This window comes from Streptomyces sp. NPDC001549 (assembly GCF_042894025.1).
Lineage (GTDB): Bacteria > Actinomycetota > Actinomycetes > Streptomycetales > Streptomycetaceae > Streptomyces > Streptomyces kutzneri.
Window position 1 is genome coordinate 330,029 of sequence record NZ_JBIAVJ010000008.1, and the last position, 18,462, is coordinate 348,490.

Consider the following 18,462-nt stretch of genomic DNA (forward strand, 5'->3'; position numbering starts at 1 on the left):
CCGTCCGGGACCCCTTGACACCCATCTCGGCGACCGGCATCGTGAGTTGCGCAACCTGAAGCTTGTTGCGCTGAAAGCAACTGAACTGCTTGAAGGTGGAGGTGCGGCGATGGCGGGACCCCGAGTGGTCATCATCGGAGCAGGCGTCGTGGGAGCGGCGCTCGCCGACGAACTGTCCTTCGCGGGCTGGACCGACATCACGGTCGTCGACCAGGGGCCCCTCCCCGCCACCGGCGGGTCCTCGTCCCATGCGCCCGGGCTGGTCTTCCAGACGAATTCCTCGAAGACCATGACCGAGCTCGCCCGCTACACCGTCGAGAAGTTCCGCAGCCTCGACGTGGACGGGCAGCCCTGCTTCCTGCAGGTCGGGGGTCTTGAGGTGGCCACCACCCCCGAACGGCTGACCGAGCTGCACCGTCGCCATGGCTGGGCCACCGCCTGGGGCATCGAAGGACGGCTGCTCGGCCCCGAAGAGTGCGTCGAACTGCACCCGCTGGTGGATCGCCGGCGCGTCCTCGGCGGACTGCTGGTCCCCACCGACGGACTGGCCAAGGCGGTGCTTGCCGTCGAGGCTCAGATCCGGCGGGCCACCGAGCGCGGCGTCCGCTTCCTCGCCCGCCACGAAGTCCTCGACGTCGTACACGGCGAGGGCAAGGTCAGCGCAGTCGTCACGGACCAGGGAGAGATCCCCGCCGACATCGTCGTGTGCTGCGCCGGCATCTGGGGCCCGAAGATCGCCCGCATGGTCGGCATGAACCTGCCGCTGACCCCGCTCGCCCACCAGCTCGCCTGGACCGGCCCCGTCCCCGCGCTGGAAGGCCAGGCCGAGGAGGCCGTCCGTCCCATCCTGCGCCACCAGGATGGGGACCTCTACTACCGCGACCGTTTCGACCGCATCGGCATCGGCTACTACGGTCACCGGCCCATGCCCGTCGCCCCGGAGGACATCACCCCGGTGGACGAGGCCGAACAGATGCCCTCCGTCCTGAAGTTCACCGAGGACGACTTCGCCGACGCCTGGGCCGAGACGCGGGCGCTGCTGCCCGCGACACGCGATGCCAAGATCGAAGAGGGCATCAACGGCCTCTTCTCCTTCACCACCGACGGACTGCCGCTGCTCGGTGAATCATCTGAGGTCATGGGCTTCTGGGTCGCCGAGGCGGTATGGGTCACCCACTCCGCGGGCGTAGCCCGCGCGGTGGCCGAATGGCTCGTGGACGGTCACTGCTCGTCCTTCGATCTGCACGAGTGCGACGTGAACCGCTTCGAGCCGCACCAGCTCTCCACGGAGTACGTCCTGGCCCGCGACTGCCAGAACTTCGTCGAGGTCTACGACATCCTCCATCCCCTCCAGCCGGCCGGCGCGCCCCGGCCCCTGCGCACCAGCCCCTTCTACGCCCGCCAGCAGGAACTCGGCGCCTTCTTCCTGGAGGCCACCGGCTGGGAGCGGCCCCAGTGGTACGAGGCCAACGCCCCGCTCGTCGAAGGTCGCTCCATCCCCGTCCCCAACGAGTGGGCGGCGCGCTACTGGTCGCCCGTCGTCGGCGCCGAGGCCCAGACCACCCGCGAGACCGTCGCGATGTACGACATGACGGCACTCAAGCGCCTGGAAGTGACCGGTCGCGGCGCCGCCGCCTTTCTCCAGCGGCTGTCCACCGGCAACGTCGACAAGTCGGTGGGCTCGGTGACATACACCCTGCTCCTCGACGAGGACGGCGGCATCCGCAGTGACATCACCGTCGCCCGTCTCGGCCGCGACCACTTCCAGGTCGGCGCCAACGGCAGCCTCGACCTCGACTGGTTCGGCCGACACCTGCCGGCCGACGGATCGGTCGCCGTACGTGACATCACGGCCGGCACCTGCTGCATCGGCCTGTGGGGCCCGCTGGCCCGCGAGGTCCTCCAGCCGCTCGCCGACGCGGACTTCTCCAACGGCGGTCTGAAGTACTTCCGCGCCAAGCGCGCCCACATCGGCTCCGTCCCCGTCACCGCGATGCGCCTGTCGTACGTCGGCGAACGAGGCTGGGAGCTGTACACCACCGCCGACATGGGACTGAAACTGTGGGACACCCTGTGGCAGGCCGCGCAACCCCTCGGCGGCATTGCGGCCGGCCGCGGCGCCTTCAACAGCCTCCGCCTGGAGAAGGGATACCGTTCCTTCGGCACTGACATGACCTATGAGCACGACCCCTACGAGGCGGGGCTCGGCTTCGCCGTCAAACTCGACAAGGAAGACTTCATCGGCAAGGCCGCGCTGGTGCGGCGCAAGGCGGACGTACGGCGCCGACTGACCTGTCTGACCATCGACGACCCGCTAGCCGTGGTCATGGGCAAGGAACCGGTCTACGACGGCGACCGCCCCGTCGGCTACGTCACCAGCGCCGCGTACGGATACACGATCGGCAAGGGCGTCGCGTACGCCTGGCTGCCCGCCGAGCTCGCCACGACCGGCCGGACCGTGCACATCGGCTACTTCGACCAGCGCGTGGCAGCGGTCGTCGCCGAAGAGCCGCTGTTCGACCCCTCCATGTCCCGCCTGCGCGGCTAGTGCTGTGACCGGAAAGCCGGCCGCCAAGCACCCGCTGCACCCGCACCTTTCAGGAGACGCCCGATGACCCCCCGCACCCCGGGCGCCGACCTCCCCGAGCACCCCGACCGGCTGTGGCGCACACCCGAGCCGAAGCGGTCGTACGACGTGGTGATCGTGGGCGGCGGCGGCCACGGTCTCGCGACCGCCCACTACCTGACGAAGAACCACGGCATTGCCAACGTGGCCGTCCTGGAGAAGGGCTGGCTCGCGGGCGGCAACATGGCCCGCAACACCACGATCATCCGTTCCAACTACCTATGGGACGAGAGCGCCGGAATCTACGAGCACGCCCTCAAACTGTGGGAGGGGATGGCGGACGAACTCGACTACCCGATCCTCTTCTCCCAGCGCGGTGTGCTCAACCTCGCCCACAGCCTGCAGGACGTCCGCGAAAGCGTGCGCCGCGTCGAGGCCAACCGGCTCAACGGCGTCGACGCCGAATGGCTGGACCCGGATCAGGTCAAGGACGTCTGCCCGATCGTCAACATCTCGCCCGACGTGCGGTATCCGGTGATGGGCGGCACGTACCAGCCGCGGGCCGGAATCGCCAAGCACGATCACGTCGCGTGGGGGCTGGCCCGCTCCGCCGACGCCGCCGGCGTCGACATCATCCAGAACTGCGAAGTCACCGGCATCGACATCCAGGGCGGACGGGTCGTCGGCGTACAGACCACGCTCGGCCCCATCGCCGCCGGCAAGGTCGCGCTCTGCTCGGCCGGACACACCTCGGTGCTCGCGGCCATGGCGGGCTTCGAGCTGCCGCTGCAGAGCCACCCGCTGCAGGCCCTGGTATCCGAGCTGCTGGAGCCGGTGCACCCCACCGTGGTCATGTCCAACGCCGTGCATGTGTACGTCAGCCAGGCCCACAAGGGCGAGCTGGTGATGGGCGCAGGCATCGACTCGTACAACGCCTACACGCAGCGCGGCGCCTTCCACATCATCGAGCACCAGATGTCCGCCGCCCTGGAACTCTTCCCGGTCTTCGCCCGCGCCCATGTGCTGCGCACCTGGGGCGGCATCGTCGACGTCAGCCCCGACGCCTCGCCGATCATCGGGCTCACCCCGGTCGACAACCTGTACGTCAACTGCGGCTGGGGCACCGGCGGCTTCAAGGCCACCCCCGGCGTCGGCTGGGTCTACGCCCACACCATCGCCCACGATACCCCCCACCCCCTCAACGCCCCCTTCTCGCTCGACCGATTCACCACCGGCGCGCTCGTCGACGAGCACGGCGCGGCCGCGGTCGCCCACTGAGGAGCCGAATCGATGCTGCTCATCCCATGCCCCTGGTGCGGGCCCCGTGACGAGGCCGAGTTCCACTACGGCGGTCAGGCCCACGTGCCCTATCCCGAGAACCCCGCCGCCCTGACCGACCAGGAGTGGTCCCGCTACCTCTTCTTCCGCGACAACCCCAAGGGCCCGTTCGCGGAGCGCTGGAGCCACACCACCGGCTGCCGCCGGTGGTTCAACGCGGTGCGCGACACGGCGACGAACGAGATCCTGGCGGTGTACCGAACGGACGAACCACGCCCGGACCCGGGTCGTGGGCAGTCGTTCCGCGAGGGCGAGCGCAGCGCCATGGGGGTGCCCCCACGCGGAGCTGTGGGGGCAGGTGGGCACAACCCGCCCACCGTGCCGCACCCGGCGAGGGAGCCCGAGGGGTCCGGGGTCAAGCCCCCGGCCCCGGGAAGGGGCGGGGTGGCGGAGAACCCTGCGGCCACCGAGCCGCAGACGAGCACGTACCCCGAGTCCCAGCGCGGCCCCCAGCCGTTCCGCCTGAGCACCGGCGGCCGCATCCGCCGCGATCAGCGGCTCGGCTTCGTCTTCGACGGCACCACATACGAGGGCTTTCGTGGCGACACCCTCGCCTCCGCCCTCCTCGCCAACGGCGTCATCCAGACCGGCACCGGCATCAAGCTCGGCCGCCCGCGCGGCATCTTCTCCGCCGGAGTCGAGGAACCCAACGCCGTCGTACAGATCGAGGAGCCCTTCCCGGAGCCCATGCTGCCGACGACGGCAGTGGAGCTGTACGACGGGCTCGTCGCGAGCAGCCTGCCCGGGCAGGGACGGCTTGCCACCGCGCCCGACCCCGCGCGCTACGACGCCGTCCACGCCCACTGCGACCTGCTCGTCGTCGGCGCGGGACCGGCCGGACTCGCGGCCGCGTCCGCCGCCGCAGGCAGCGGCGCGCGCGTCATCCTCGCCGACGACCAGCCCGAACCGGGCGGCAGTCTCCTCGGGACAGGACAGCTCCTGGACTGGGCAGGCGAGACAGTCGCGCGGCTCGCGGCCGAGGTCGAGGTGCGCATACTGCGCCGCACCACCGTCTTCGGCTACTACGACGACAACCACGTCCTCGCCGTCGAGCGCCGCACCAACCACCTCGGCGGCGCAGCCCCCGGGCATGTCTCCCGCGAGCGTGTCTGGCGCATCCGCGCCCGTCGAGTCGTCCTGGCCACCGGAGCCCACGAGCGCTCGCTGGCGTTCGCCGACAACGACCGCCCCGGCGTGATGCTGGCGGCCTCGGCCCGTACGTACGCCCAGCGCTACGGCGTTCTGCCCGGCCGCCGCGCCGTCGTCTTCACCACCAACGACAGCGCCTACGCGGCCGCGCTCGACCTGGCGGCGGTGGGCGTGGACATCGCGGCGGTCGTCGACACCCGCCCCGAGCCCGGGGAGTGGGCGCGCCGCGCCCAGGACGCCGGGATCGAGGTGCTGACCGGCCACGCAGTGGTGGGCACCGAGGGCGGCCCGCGCCTCACGGCGGTGGCCGTCGCCCCGTACGGAGAAGTGGCGGGGCGCCGCGAATTCGCTGCCGACCTGTTGCTTGTCTCGGGCGGCTGGAACCCGGTGGCGCACCTGTTCAGCCAGGCGGGCGGCAAGCTGCGATACGACGAGGCACTCGGATCGTTCGTGCCCGACGGCTGCCGCCAGGCCGTCGAGGTCGCAGGCTCGGCGAACGGTGTCCTGGACCTGCCCGGCGTCCTCGCCGAGGGCGCCGCCGCCGGTGGCCGCGCGATCGAGGCCGAGGGCTACGCGGCCGGCACGCCCCGACTCCCCGCCGCCGCCGACGGACCGCACTCCCCGGCCATGCAGGTCTTCGTCGTCCCCGGCGTCCTCGGCGCGCCCCGCTTCGTCGACCTCCAGCGTGATGTCACCGTCGAAGACCTCGCCCGTGCGACCGGTGCCGGTATGCGCTCGGTCGAGCACACCAAGCGCTACACAACCGCCGGCACCGCCAGCGACCAGGGCAAGACCTCCGGGGTCCTGGCCAGCGGCACCGTCGCCCACCTGCTGGGCGTGGACATCTCCGCCCTCGGCACGACGACCTTCCGCCCTCCCTACACCCCCGTCTCCTTCGCCGCCCTCGCCGGTCGCGACCGCGGCGCGCTCCACGACCCCGTCCGCGTCACCGCCCTGCACGACTGGCACGCCGACCACGGCGCCCTGTTCGAGAACGTCGGTCAGTGGAAGCGACCCTGGTACTACCCCCAGGACGGCGAGGACATGAAGGCCGCCGTGCTCCGTGAGTGCCGCGCCGCCCGCGAGGGCGTCGCGTTCATGGACGCCTCCACCCTGGGCAAGATCGACGTGCAGGGGCCGGACGCCGCCGTCTTCATCGACCGGCTCTACACCAACATGATGAGCACCCTCAAAGTCGGCATGATCCGCTACGGCGTCATGTGCCGCCTCGACGGCATGGTCCTCGACGACGGTACCGTCATCCGCCTTGCCGAGGAGCGTTTCCTGGTCACGACCACGACCGGCAACGCGGCCGCCGTGCTGGACTGGATGGAGGAATGGCTGCAGACCGAGTGGCCCGATCTGCGCGTCCACTGCACCTCCGTTACGGAGCAGTGGGCCACAGTGGCCCTCGTAGGCCCCCGCTCCCGAGAGCTTCTGGCCTCCCTGGCCCCTGAACTGGCCGTCGCGAACGACGACTTCCCCTTCATGGCGTGGCGAGACACGACTGTCGCGGACGCCCCGGCCCGGGTCTGCCGGATCAGCTTCTCCGGCGAACTGGCCTACGAGATCAACGTGTCGCCGTGGGACGCCCGCGCGCTGTGGGAGGCGCTGTACGAGGCAGGGGGCCCGTTGGGCATCACCCCGTACGGTACCGAGACCATGCACGTCCTGCGCGCCGAGAAGGGCTATCCGATCATCGGCCAGGACACCGACGGCACGGTCACCCCGCAGGATCTCGGCATGAGCTGGGCGGTGTCCAAGAAGAAGCCCGATTTCGTGGGCAAGCGCTCCCACGCACGCGCCGACACCACACGTCCCGACCGCAAGCACCTCGTCGGCCTGCTCCCCGAAGACCCGGACGCCTTCCTCCCCGAGGGCACCCACCTGGTCGCCGACAGTGTGCTTCCCGCGCCGCCGGTGCCGATGCTCGGCCACGTCACCTCCAGCTACCACAGCGCGGCGCTTGGCCGGACCTTCGCACTCGCCCTGATCAAGGGGGGCCGGGACCGCATCGGCGAGCTGCTGTACGCGCCGGTGGGCGACCGCCTTGTTCCGGTGACGGTCGCGAGTCCCGTCCTCTACGACCCCGAGGGAGCCCGCCGCGATGGCTGACACCGCAATCCGCCACAGTCCCCTGGGGCACGCCGCCGATCGCTTCGCCGCTGCCACCCGTGCCTCGGGCGGCGACCTGCGCCTGGCAGAACTGCCCTTCCTCGGCCAGGTGAACGTCCGGCTCGACCCCAAGGGCCCGGCTGCCGACGCCATCGAGCTTGCTCTGGGGCTCCGACTGCCCCGCGAGCCCAACACCGTCGTGCACGCCGGTGACCGCTCCGCCCTCTGGCTCGGCCCCGACGAATGGCTCGTCGTGGGCCCGCCCGGCAGCCGCGCCGACCTGGCTCACCGGATCCGCGACGCCGCGGGCGAGGGGCCCGCCGCCGTCACGGACGTCTCCGCACAGCGCACCACCGTGCTCGTTACGGGCCGCCGCGCTCGCGACCTGCTGGCGCACGGCTGCCCGTTGGACCTGCACCCGCGTGCCTTCGGCCCCGGGCGCTGCGCCCAGACCACCCTGGCCCGCGCGCAGGTGGTGCTGGTCCCACGGGGCGAGCCCAGAGCGGGGTTCTGGCTGCTGGTCCGGTCGTCCTTCGCCGGATACCTGGCGGACTGGTTGCTGGACGCAGCATCGGAGTACGTGTGACACGTAGCGTCCACTCACGGCCCCCGGGCAGATGGACCTCTTCAGCGATGCGGTGGGGGTTCCGGTCAGCGCCGCGTTCGCCGGGCGCTGCCGGGCCGGGCGATCGACGACGCTCGGGCAGTGCGGCTGAGCCGCTGGACCGGACTGAAGGTGCGTCAGAAAAGTAAGCGTTCGGTCAGCATCAGTCCTGAAGGACCGTCCGCCTGCCGGAGGCGGCGCCGCGTTGCTGCGGGTGGTGCGCGCGCTCTCCCACACCCTGAAACAGGAACGAGGCGGCATCACCATCGACGACGCGACCATGTTCCTCATCGAGTGGCGCGGGGGCGACGCCGATCATCTCGCCACCCTTGAGTGAGCCGTAGGCAGCTGGAACCGGGCGCCCGGTCCCAGCGGGAACCGCGGGCGGCCTTCTGGCTGGTCGCGGGGGAAAACGTCCGTTCACGGAGGGGAGACCAGCGTGCTGTGGTGGAAGCCGAGTCGAGGGTCGTGCCACCAGGAGAGGCCGTCGACGTACTGCCGCAGCTGTGGCATGCGCACCCGCTGGCGGACCGTGTTGGCGGGGTAGTCGTAGACGGTGATGGTGTTGAGCCCGCGGTTGGCGGTGAACAGCAGGGTCTGGTCGGCCGACAGCTGGCAGGCGTACACCGAATCGAGCAGGGTTCCGCGCGAGACCCGCAGGGCGGAGAGGAAGTGCCTGCTGCTCGCGGCCGGAGACCCGCGGGTGAAGGCGTCGGTCACCTGGTGGAGTGATTGGCGTCCGGCGAGCAGTTGTTCGGGCAGGCCGGGGCGTTCGTCGATGATGCGGTGGGTGGAGAAGTCGTCCAGGTCGATCATGACGATGGTGCCGCTGCCGCCGTTGCAGTAGATCAGTTCACGGTCGGAGACGCAGACGTCCGAGTTCATGTGTGCCGGGGTCTCACGGGGGGCCGTCCAGTGGCGCAGGACCTGCGCGTGTTCGGCGTCGATCTCGAAGACGTATTCCTTGAGGTAGGCCATGGCCCATTCGTGCCAGTCGTGTCCTTCCTGGGGCAGGACGCGGAAGGAGAGGGCGTAGAAACGGTCTTCGCGGGGGTGGACGGCCACGTGCCAGCAGGTGGCGGGCAGTTCGACGCGGCGTGCGCTGCCGGTCTGCAGGTCGAAGATGCCGACCTCGCGGGCCTCGCCGCGGCCGGGGTGGTCCATGCCGCCGTAGACGAGGTAGCGGCCCGACGCCGTGGCCTTCATGGCGTGGGGCAGCTTGAGGCCGTGCGGGCCCAGGCGTTCGGGAGCATCGAGCTTGTCGATGTCGAACCGCCACAGGTGCTCGCCGATCGCGCCGACGATCTCCCGGTCACCCAGCCAGGCGATGTGCGTGGTGCCTTTGACGGACGAGTCGGTCGGTTCGATCCGCAGGGTGGACAGGCGGTCGGCCTCGTCGAGGGTGGCGGTGTCGTAGAAGAGCAGGTGCTGGCCGGTGTTGCCGAGGAAGCCGAGCGTGTGGTCCGGGCTGACGCTGACGGCATGGCCGCCGGCGATGCCGTCGTAGTAGTGGAGCTTGTACGCGTACCGGCCGGTGGCCGGGTCGTAGCGGAAGACGCACACTCCCGCCCGGCCTTCGAGTCCGTTGAGACCGTTGCCGTCGAGGGCGATGTGGAAGGCGTACGGGTACGCGTGCGGGGGAGTGGCGGGCGGCGTCAACGGGGCTGCCTCTCGGGCCTGAAGTGGCGAAAGCCGGAACTGTCGGTGAGATCGGGCCGGGCCGGTTGCCTCAGGGCCGACAGGGTCCATGGGCTCAACGGCTCGGCCAACCGGGCGAGGGCGTCCCAGAGCGAGAAGGCGGCACCAGCCGGCTCCTCCACCGGCGCGGCACCGCTGCCCTGCCCGCGTGCGGCGATGGTTCTCAGGGTGATGTGAAAGGACCTGCGGTAGGCGTCCTCTACCAGAGCGCGCCGGACCACTGGCCATAGCGCGGGGGTGATCGCCTGCCACAACGGGGGGAGGGCGAACTCCTGATGGGTGCAGATGGTCACTCTGGTGCCCTTCGGGGTCCGGGCGAAGGACACCGAGCCGTCGTCCTGAAGGGCGGAGGCGTTCGCGCTGTGGACCTGCCGCCAACGCAGCAGCTGATCGTCCGGGCCGTAGTCGATGGTCTCCAGCTTGCAGACGTCGAGTACATCGGCGCCGGACAGCGCGAGGTAAGCGGGCTGGGCCCGGCTGATGCTGCGCTCCAGCTGCCAGATGGGCCTTCCGTCCGCATCGCGTGCCCGGACATCCGTACGGCCGGCCAGGTAGCCGGTGGTCAGACCGATCACCCGGCTGATGTCCAGGCGTGCGGTGAACTCATCGAACAGCGTGGGTACTTCCGCCTCGCATCGGAACAGGACGGCTTCGTCCAGGTAGCGCCACCGCATTCCGTCGGCATCGGGCGGGACGGCTGCGATCAGTTGGTCCAGCGGTTCCAGATGGCGGGCCACCGCCTTGAAGTCGGCAGGCTCGAAGGCCAGTACGTCGACGCCGAGCGATGTCGCCGCCGTGCGGGCCGTGGCGTCATTCGGGCGCATCCGGAGGGCGGCCGCCACCTCTGTAGCCAACTCCGCCGTCTGGTCGACGACCGTCAGCACCCTTCGCAGGGCCGCTCCGGCCAGGGGGATATCGGGCATGATCCCGCCCTACCCGGCGTCGTCACCTCCCACACCGGCCGTCCCCGTCAGGGATGAAGGGTTTCCGCCACGGGTGACGCACGGCGGAAGACGACTCCTGAGGCGGGCCAGGGCGGCATGATGCACGCTTCTGGGCAGCCCTCTGGCCGTCCGTACGAGACCTCGGGCCGGACTTCAGCGACCAGGGCCTTGAGCCAGCGGGAACGACCTGGCTGTCAGCGGGTCGGTCGGGGCCCGGGTGCTGCGGGCCGGGCCCCGAGCGCGTGTTCAGAGTCCTTGCGTCAGGAAGACGGCGTCCGGGACCTGGACGGTCTCGGGGGCGGTGCGGGGGAGGAGACCGAGGATCTGAGCGACGACGTACTGTGCCGACATCATGGCTCCTTCCTGCCAGCCGGGCAGCGGTGATGCCTGGTCGCCGACGACGTAGAAGCGGCCGTCGCCCTCGGGCTGCAGGAGCTGCTTGTAGGCGATTTGGTGGTCGGGGTCGGCCGGGTCCCAGTCGGCCCAGCCGCCGAGCTGGTGGGGCACCTTGTGCCAGGCGATGGTCACCCCCAGGTCCTGGGGCACGGTGGTCTTCTCCCGGAACTCGGGGTGCATCTGTGCGGCGCCGTCCCGGGCCAGGCGCAGCCGGTCGGCCGGCGCGAGTTTGCCCATGTCCTCGGCGTGGTCGCCGAAGTTGTACGCCCCGGTGAGGGTGCCCGTCTTGGAGAAGTAGTCGTTGGACGGGTACCAGAACTGGGTGATGGGGTGGTCGGTCCAGCTGATGCCTCCGTAGATCTGGTTGTGGTCGTCCTCCCAGAACCGCCGGTTGGCCTGCCAGCCGACCTTGCATGTCGGCGCGAAGTCCACCGCTTGCACGGCGTTCCGGAACCCCGTGGAGAAGCCGGTCAGCGTGAGCTGCTTCAGGACCGGCAGAGGGATGTTGCTCACGCAGTAGTCGGCCGTCGTCGTCAGTTCCTGTCCGCCCGTGCGGTAGGTGACGCTGACTGCGTCGCCCGTCAGGTCGATCGAGGTGACCTCGGCCTCGAGTTCGACGGTCACGTCGTATTCGGAGGTGATCCGCTCGGTGAGGGCGTGGACGATCTTGTCCATGCCGCCGACCGGCTGGAACATCGTGGCCTGCCACAGGTAGTCCACCGGCTGGTAGAACCTGCGCTTCCAGAACTCCGACTGAATCAGTTCGGAGAGGGGCAGCGGGGGCGCGGGCCGGGGGAATTCGTGGACGTCGAGGGGCTCGTCGTAGCCGGAGCGGGTGGAGCCGTGGTACTCGCCTTCCTCGTCCAGGTCGCCGAACTTGCGCAGCAGGTCCCGCAGCAGGCCGGTGAACTCGTCGCTCTCGGTCAGGGTGGCGGACAGGAGCGCGGCGAGGTGGCCGCGGGTGTCGTTGGCGATCCGCCGGTTGCGCCAGGGCTGGCCGGGCGGGGTGTGTCCCGCGCTGTGCAGGACGTTCGCCGTCGTCTCCATGATGTACGGCTCCAGAGGCACCCCGAGGTCGGTGCAGTATGTGAGGACTCGGCGGTGGTGGTACGGGATGCGGCCGGGGCCGAGGTTGAGGTACAGGCCCTTGTCGAACGCGCAGGTGTGGGTCAGCACCGGGCTGTTGCCCACGCCGTCGATTTCGTACAGCGTGTCGCCCTTGCGGGCGGTGCGGTTGCGGCCGCCGGTGCGGGTCTGGGGCTCCAGGACCGTGCACCGGTACCCGAGCCTGCCCAGTTCGTAGGCGGCGGTGAGTCCGCCGACGCCTGCGCCGAGGATGAGTACCGACGGCTCCTCGCCGGCCGCCGCGCGTGGTGCGGCGGCGAAGTCCGGCGCGGTGCCTTCGCCGGAGCTCAGCGGGCCGGCGAGGCCGGACATGGCGTGGTAGAGCGACTGTGCGGATTCGGACGGGGTGGCGGACGTGCGGGTACTCATGGCTCACCTCTCGGGTCGGACGGGACGGTGCCAATCCCGGTTCGTCTGGCTCCTGTGGCTTGTGCGGTGAAGAAGCCCGTGGGACCGGCCGCGGGATGGCCCCGAAGGAGACGAGACCTGGCCATGAAGTGCCGCGCGAAGTACGAGTTCGGCCTGCGCAAGGGGTCCTTCCCGGTCTGTCGAGAGCGGACGCCGACCGTCCGGGTGAGCACACGGAGCGGAAGCTGACGCACGCCGGCGTGCGCCCGCGCTTGCCGGCCCGCGGCGGACAACCTTCAAGAAGCCGTGTGCGGCCGGAGGAGGTGACTGCGGTGCCGGGCACGGCCAGGAGCAGTCCGGAACCCCGGCCTGACGCTTCAGAGAGCCCCTGCATGTCACCTGTGGCTGCCGGCAAACGATCCGGGTTCGGCGTCAGAGGACACACGCACCTGGTGTCACGTCAGGCCGAACTGAGAGGTCTATGAGGCTCACAGCCCATTCCCCCAGGTAGTAGACGAGGCATCCTGACCGCCATGCCCGGGCCGGGGTCGGTCTCCCGACTTCGGCCCGGAGTCGCACCGTGCCGGGGCACCAGCCCGTGACGGCACAGCGGTGGTGTCCCGGGGGGAGCCCGCGGGCGGGATCCAGGTCACGTTGTTCCCCGAGGTGGAGGCCATCGACCCGGAGGAAAGGTGACGGGGCGGTGATCTGCCGCTGCTACCGCCTGTCAGTGGGCTGCGTACGCTCGCTGGCCCGGCCGCTGGCCGCGACCAGCGGGAGTACGGCGAGTACGGCGAGGAGGATGAGGACGAGCAGCAGGACGGTGAGTTCGGTCGGGTGGTTCCACAGTGCGAATACCAGGGCCACTACGAACAGCACCCCGATGGTGATCCAGCGCCGGCGGGCTTCCGCCCGGACGCCGACGCGCCCGGTGTGCACTCCGTGGGCGGCGCCCCAGCGTGCGGCGGAGTCGGCGGTGCGTTCGGCCGTACCGCGTACACCGCGCGGCAGTCGGCCGGCTCCGGACAGGTAGGCGCCGAGGGCGACGATGATCCCGAGGACGATCTCGGTGCGGATGCTGAGCCGCAGGAACCGCACCAGGGTGTCGAAGACGTCTGCTGCCGCACTCGGTGACTGGACCTGCTCGGGCGGGGAGGTTGTCGAGGTAGTGGCTGCGGGGCGATGGCCAGGCCGATGGCGAGGATCAGGCAGGCGGCTGCCGCGCACAGCATGGTGGCCACCGGGGCCCTGCGTCGGCGCCGGGCGAGCAGCACTCCGGCCGCCCCGAGGAGCACGGTCAGTACGGGCAGCCGGTTGCCGAGGACTGCCTGCCGGTGCCGGGCTGCCATCGTGGTGCCCTGCTTCAAGCGTGCGCCGCGGCTGAGCCCGCCGCACTCCCGGCAGTTCGAGATGCGCCCGGGCCCTCCGCAGCTCTCTGGGCGGGCCCGGCGAGGGATGGTGGACCGAGAGCCGTCGCCGTCATGGCCAGGTCTACGTCGAGAGGACAGGGCCCGCCGGTCCGCGCCGGGGCGCATCTGCGCCTCCATCGAACCGGCGAGGGCCGTGTCATCAGCAGCGCGTTGCCGTGAACACGGGCGGACTGAGCAGGCGTAGTGAGGGCATCGGCATGCTCGGTGTGCCGGGCGCCGCCAACCGCGCAACGGTCAGGCTGTGGGGAGTTCCTCCGCAGGTATCCGGCCTGCGCGTATTGCGTCGACCAGGGCTTGATGGTCGCGTTCGTTCTGGTCGGCATAGGCTTCGGCGAAGCCGACGAGCGCGCGGTCGAACGCCTTCCCGCGGCCCAGGTACGCGCCGATCGCAACCCGGTCGCCCGACCGTGCGTGCGCACGGGCCAGGGTGATGCCGCACAACTCGCCGAACGTCTCCATCTGTCCGGGCGGCATCGTCTCCGGCATGGCGATGCCCTTCCAGTCGCGCAGCTGGCGGATGTAGAAGTCGCGCCGCTTGCCGTCGATCCCGTCCACCCGTTCCCAGCCGAGGAAGATGTCGCTCGCCGCCTGCATCAACCGCTGTCCCGAGACCACACGTTCGCCCTGGTTGCGGTACCGGCTCGCGCCGACGTGCTCGGCGAGTACGGAGGTGTCTGCTTCCTTGGCCTGGAGGAAGAGCGGGTCCTGGCCGTCGCGGCCGAGGAGCAGGAAGATCCAGCAGCGGGTGCCGACGCTGCCGACGCCGACCACCTTGCGGGCCACATCCGCGAGTTGGTAGTCCTCCAGGAGTGTCCGCCGGTCGGTTGCCAGTGTGAGGCTGTAGCGCTCGACCAGACGACGGAACTGACGTCCGAGCTCAGTGCGTTCGACGTCCGGCAGCAGGTCGGCGAGCGGCACCAGCAACGGGGGGTCCGCCGCGATCCTGGGCCGGCCGTCGACCAGCTCCGTGAGTTTGTCGAAGACCTGCAGGGTGTCATGCGTGCGGGCCTTCGCCATGGAACGGGACAGCTTCTTCCGTCCGCCCTTGTCGAGCTGACCCGCGGTGAGGTCCTCCAGGCGGTCCGCGTCGATCTTCGAATACCAGACGTCGAGGTTGCCCATGCCGGCGAAGCCGCGCATCGCCTCGCGGTACGCACGCACGGCGGATCTCACGATGCGTGCGCGCTCCCCGTCGTCGAAGCCGTTCGCGCGGGCGGCGATGACGAGACTCGTGGACAGTCGTTTGACGTCCCATTCCCAGGGACCGGGCAGCGTCTCGTCGAAGTCGTTGATGTCGAACATCAGCCGCCGCTCCGGAGAGGCCAGCAGCCGGAAGTTCAGCAGGTGCGCGTCCCCGCACAGCTGGGCCGTGATCCCCGAGTCGGGACTGCCTGCCAGGTCGGACGCCATGATCGCGGCGGCTCCCCGGTAGAATCGGAAAGGGGACTCCGACATCCTGCTGTAGCGGATCGGGACCAGCTCGGGCACCCGCGCCGCGGACTGTGCCTCAAGGATCGCCAGTGGGTCCGGTCGGTCCGGAGACGGCCGGTAGACGGCGTGCGACGACCTTGGCGAGCGGCTCCGGGCCTCCTTGCCCTGGGCCGCGCGTTCCTGGGGCGTGCTGTAGGGCACCGCGCGCATCGCGGCGGCCGCGCTTTCGGACATCAATGCACTCCTGCCTGACCCTGCGGTCCTCACGATGGGGAACGGCGCCTTGCTCTGCGCGCCGTGTCCAGTGGTGCCATGGGTCGTCTGCGTCAGCCTTGGGCGCCGATCTCGGCCTCGGCGACGGCGATGGCGATGCCGAGTGCCGCGGTGATGTTGCCGGCCGCCGTCATGACCCGGGCGGTGCCCACGATGGGGGCGATGGCGACCAGCACGTCCTGCAACTGCGCGGCGGTCAGACCGGCTCGGAGGGCGGGATCGATGTGGGCGGCGTAGGAGATCGGCGGGGCGTCCGATGCCGCGAGGGCCGCGATACGGGTCATCAGGAGCATGTCCGGGGCCAACCCGCACCGCTCGAGCGAGTCGACCGTCATGGCGGCGAGCGTATCCAGAACAGGGGTTTCAGATGCAGTGGACATGACGCATGTCCTCCAGGGGTGTCCGGGGTGTCGTCGCGCCCGCTCCGAGCACGCGCGAACGACGTGAGAGGAGCGGAGGCCCGCAGACCACCGGTGTCCCCTTCCTCCCACCCTAGAACCCCTCCCGATCCTGCGCGCGGGGTAGCCGTGCCCATCATCTGAGAGCGGTGTGGCCATCGAGGCGGTGGCCTCGTCCGGCTTCAGGATCAGGGGCTGCAGCATCAGCGCTGAGTACTCGATCTTGAGTGCGCTGCGCCCCTGTTCGTCCGGCGGTTACCAAGCTCCCCGCCTTGATGGAACGACGCCCTTTGAGGGAGGCGCGGTCCCTTCAGCGTGGCGCGTCCTTGTGGGCGAGTGCGTTCTCCCGCAGGTTCGGTTCCACGCGCAGTGTCCTGGTGAACCATTCGCCGTAGCGGTTTCCCAGGAAGGGAGCGGAGGCCCCGTGCAGGAGGATGCGCAGGCCCACGGTCACAGCGATGACCTCGCTCAGCAAGGCCCCCCCGGGCAGGTGCTCCTCGAGGGCGAGCAGGCCGAACACCAGGGAAGCGAGCCCACGTGGGCCGAACCAGCCGATGTAGGCCACGGAGGCGGCGCGCAGCCCGGTGCCGGCCAGCGCGAGCGCGACCGGCAGCATCCGCAGGATGGTCAGGCTGAGCAGCGCGTAGACGACCGTCCGCCACGTCAGGTGCTGGAGCGTCGGTCCCAGGATGACCGCGCCGAAGACGAGGAAGCTCAGTGAGGCGAGCAGGAGACCGAGTCGTTCGGTGAATCTCGCGTTCTGCGCCGGATCCGAGTCCTGGGTACGGATGCCTCGGTCGGCGGCGGTCCGGCGCAGGTGGATGCCGAACGCGAGGCCGGCGGTCCAGGCGCCGATGAAGCCGCTGCCTTCGGTCGTGACACACAGCGCGTAGGTGATCACGGGAACGGCGAACACCAGGAACGGGCGCCAGTCGGGGCTGCTCCATCCTCGGGCGAGCGACCAGCGCAGCAGGCTTGCCCCGCTCCAGCCGGCGGCGAGTCCGATCGCGCCGCTCAGCAACAGTGCGCGCAGGAACGTCTCGGCGATGCCCGGATGGCCGTGGCCCTCACCGGCGGCAGCCAGTGCCAGCACGAAGAAGGGAAGCGCCAGACCGTCGTTCAGACCGGATTCGACGGACAGGCCGCCGCGGACCAGGGCCGGCACCTTCTTGTTGGATACGGCCTGCTGGCCGAGCGCGGCGTCCGTGGGTGCCAGGATGATGCCGGCCAGGGCCAGCTCCCACAGACTCAGGCCGGGCAGTAGTGGCCAGGCCGCCAGCCATCCCAGAGCCATGGTGGCCGGCAGGCCCAGCGCAAGCAGGCGCAGCGGCAGGAACTCCTCCCGGCGCAGGTCCCGGGCCCTGATCTTTGCCGCGTCCGCGAACAGCAGGAGCACCAGCGCGCTCTCCAGCAGCGTCCGCGTGATCTCGGGATCTTTCTCACGGTCCAGCAGGTCCAGGCCCAGAGGGCCGATCGTGAGCCCGAACAGCATGAACACCAACGGTCCCGAGAGCACCGTGGTCGACAGGCGCCGCGAGAGCATCCCGTAGCCGACGACCACACCCCCAGCGATCACGATGGCCCATTCCCTCATCCGTACTCCTCGCACTGGGCATCCGTCGTCGCCGGGGCGGCTGCGTCACCGGCAGCGTGCCAGGTGTCCCAGGCACGCCACATCACCTCACGCAGGGACACGAAGCCTGACCCTACGGCGTTGCCGGCCATGCCCTGCGGAACCGTGCTCCGACCACACCCACCCGGCCCGATCGGCTCAATGAGCGGCGGCCACAAGGAGCTGAACGGGGTTGGCAGGTGTTGCGGCGCTGCGCATGGCCATACGCCCGGAGACACGGCCGCCGTCCACGTCATGGGATCGACGGAGAATGGAAGGCGCTGGGCTGCCCGCACGGGGTTTCACTCGCCCAAGTGCGCAGGGCCTGACACCGACGTCCACGGGCGCTCCTCGCCGGAAAGCAGCCCGAGCATGTCGAGCAGCATCTCGCACTCCGCGGGGCTTTCGGCATGAGCGGCCACCGCACGGCGCGCCGCAACACGGTCGGCGGGAGCACGCCTTGATCCATCCGTCGGCACGCGATTCACGGAGTGATGGCTCCTGCGGTGATCAGGGCCGCGACCGCCGGCAGGCCGGCCTCGGCCAGGGCGCGGCGCTGGCCGTCGGCCGACGTTCCCTGCTGGAGGAGCCGATGAACAAGTGAGGTCACCTCGCGGTGGTCACCATTCTCTTCGAGGGCGGGACCGATGTGCTGGAGGAGCGCGTACAGCACGTCCCCGCTGCTCCGCAGTCGGCCTTTCGAGTCCATGAGCGTGGTGGTGATCCCGTGCCGGGCCGCATGCCGCGTCGCGGCTTGCAGGAGCTCCGGGCGGCATGGTGCGGGAGCGACGCCGGCCTTCTCCTCGGCGATCGCGGTGGCGGCGAGCCCGCGGACGACGCCGGCGAGTATCACCGCGTCGTCCGCCTCCAGCTGCACGTCACAGCAGCGCACCTCGACCGTCGGATAGCGCTCGGAGAGCCGGGCGTGCCAGTACAGCTGCCCCGGTCCGGGATCACCCCGGGTCCCACCAGCGCATCGGCTCGCGCCTCGTAGTCCGCGAGCCCCGCGAAATGCGGGGGCGGGCCGCTGACCGG

At 70.4% G+C, this 18,462-nt stretch carries 11 protein-coding genes and 1 pseudogene; 4 read left to right on the forward strand and 8 right to left on the reverse strand.

The annotated features are described in order from the left end of the window. Positions 1 to 109: 109 nt before the first annotated feature. The 4 genes from ACFY04_RS16900 (at position 110) to ACFY04_RS16915 (ending at position 7,754) form a co-directional block, all read left to right on the forward strand. Positions 110 to 2,548: an FAD-dependent oxidoreductase gene (locus tag ACFY04_RS16900; RefSeq protein ID WP_389117347.1), complete on the forward strand. Its 2,439-nt coding sequence runs from the start codon at positions 110 to 112 to the stop codon at positions 2,546 to 2,548. 63 nt (positions 2,549 to 2,611) lie between these two features. Continuing rightward, positions 2,612 to 3,844: a sarcosine oxidase subunit beta family protein gene (locus ACFY04_RS16905; protein WP_389117350.1), complete on the forward strand. Its 1,233-nt coding sequence runs from the start codon at positions 2,612 to 2,614 to the stop codon at positions 3,842 to 3,844. Between the two features lie 12 nt (positions 3,845 to 3,856). Then, entirely contained in the window at positions 3,857 to 7,168 is a 3,312-nt protein-coding gene (locus ACFY04_RS16910; protein WP_389117352.1) for a sarcosine oxidase subunit delta family protein, read from the forward strand. Continuing rightward, on the forward strand, positions 7,161 to 7,754 hold the full coding sequence (locus tag ACFY04_RS16915) for a sarcosine oxidase subunit gamma (RefSeq protein ID WP_389117354.1): 594 nt from the start codon (positions 7,161 to 7,163) through the stop codon (positions 7,752 to 7,754). The genes ACFY04_RS16910 and ACFY04_RS16915 overlap by 8 nt, the downstream gene beginning before the upstream one ends. A 438-nt stretch (positions 7,755 to 8,192) precedes the next feature. On the opposite strand, the gene ACFY04_RS16920 is transcribed toward ACFY04_RS16915, so the two are convergent. The 8 genes and pseudogenes from ACFY04_RS16920 to ACFY04_RS16955 form a co-directional block, all read right to left on the reverse strand. Further along, on the reverse strand, positions 8,193 to 9,431 hold the full coding sequence (locus ACFY04_RS16920) for a hypothetical protein (protein WP_389117355.1): 1,239 nt from the start codon (positions 9,429 to 9,431) through the stop codon (positions 8,193 to 8,195). Next, a complete protein-coding gene (locus ACFY04_RS16925; protein ID WP_389117357.1) occupies positions 9,428 to 10,393 on the reverse strand; it encodes a hypothetical protein in 966 nt (321 codons plus the stop codon). The genes ACFY04_RS16920 and ACFY04_RS16925 overlap by 4 nt, the downstream gene beginning before the upstream one ends. A 267-nt stretch (positions 10,394 to 10,660) precedes the next feature. Next, entirely contained in the window at positions 10,661 to 12,304 is a 1,644-nt protein-coding gene (locus ACFY04_RS16930) for a flavin monoamine oxidase family protein (RefSeq protein ID WP_389117358.1), read from the reverse strand. A 696-nt stretch (positions 12,305 to 13,000) separates the two neighbouring features. Beyond that, on the reverse strand, positions 13,001 to 13,381 hold the full coding sequence (locus ACFY04_RS16935) for a hypothetical protein (RefSeq protein WP_389117361.1): 381 nt from the start codon (positions 13,379 to 13,381) through the stop codon (positions 13,001 to 13,003). A gap of 566 nt (positions 13,382 to 13,947) precedes the next feature. Continuing rightward, positions 13,948 to 15,378 (reverse strand): DUF2252 domain-containing protein, encoded by a 1,431-nt coding sequence (locus tag ACFY04_RS16940; protein WP_389117362.1) that lies wholly within the window; start codon positions 15,376 to 15,378, stop codon positions 13,948 to 13,950. A 92-nt stretch (positions 15,379 to 15,470) separates the two neighbouring features. Beyond that, on the reverse strand, positions 15,471 to 15,797 hold the full coding sequence (locus ACFY04_RS16945; protein ID WP_389117363.1) for a carboxymuconolactone decarboxylase family protein: 327 nt from the start codon (positions 15,795 to 15,797) through the stop codon (positions 15,471 to 15,473). 328 nt (positions 15,798 to 16,125) lie between these two features. Beyond that, positions 16,126 to 17,409 (reverse strand): cation:proton antiporter, encoded by a 1,284-nt coding sequence (locus tag ACFY04_RS16950; RefSeq protein WP_389117365.1) that lies wholly within the window; start codon positions 17,407 to 17,409, stop codon positions 16,126 to 16,128. Between the two features lie 502 nt (positions 17,410 to 17,911). After that, positions 17,912 to 18,462: pseudogene (locus tag ACFY04_RS16955) on the reverse strand (carboxylate--amine ligase); the annotation flags it as partial.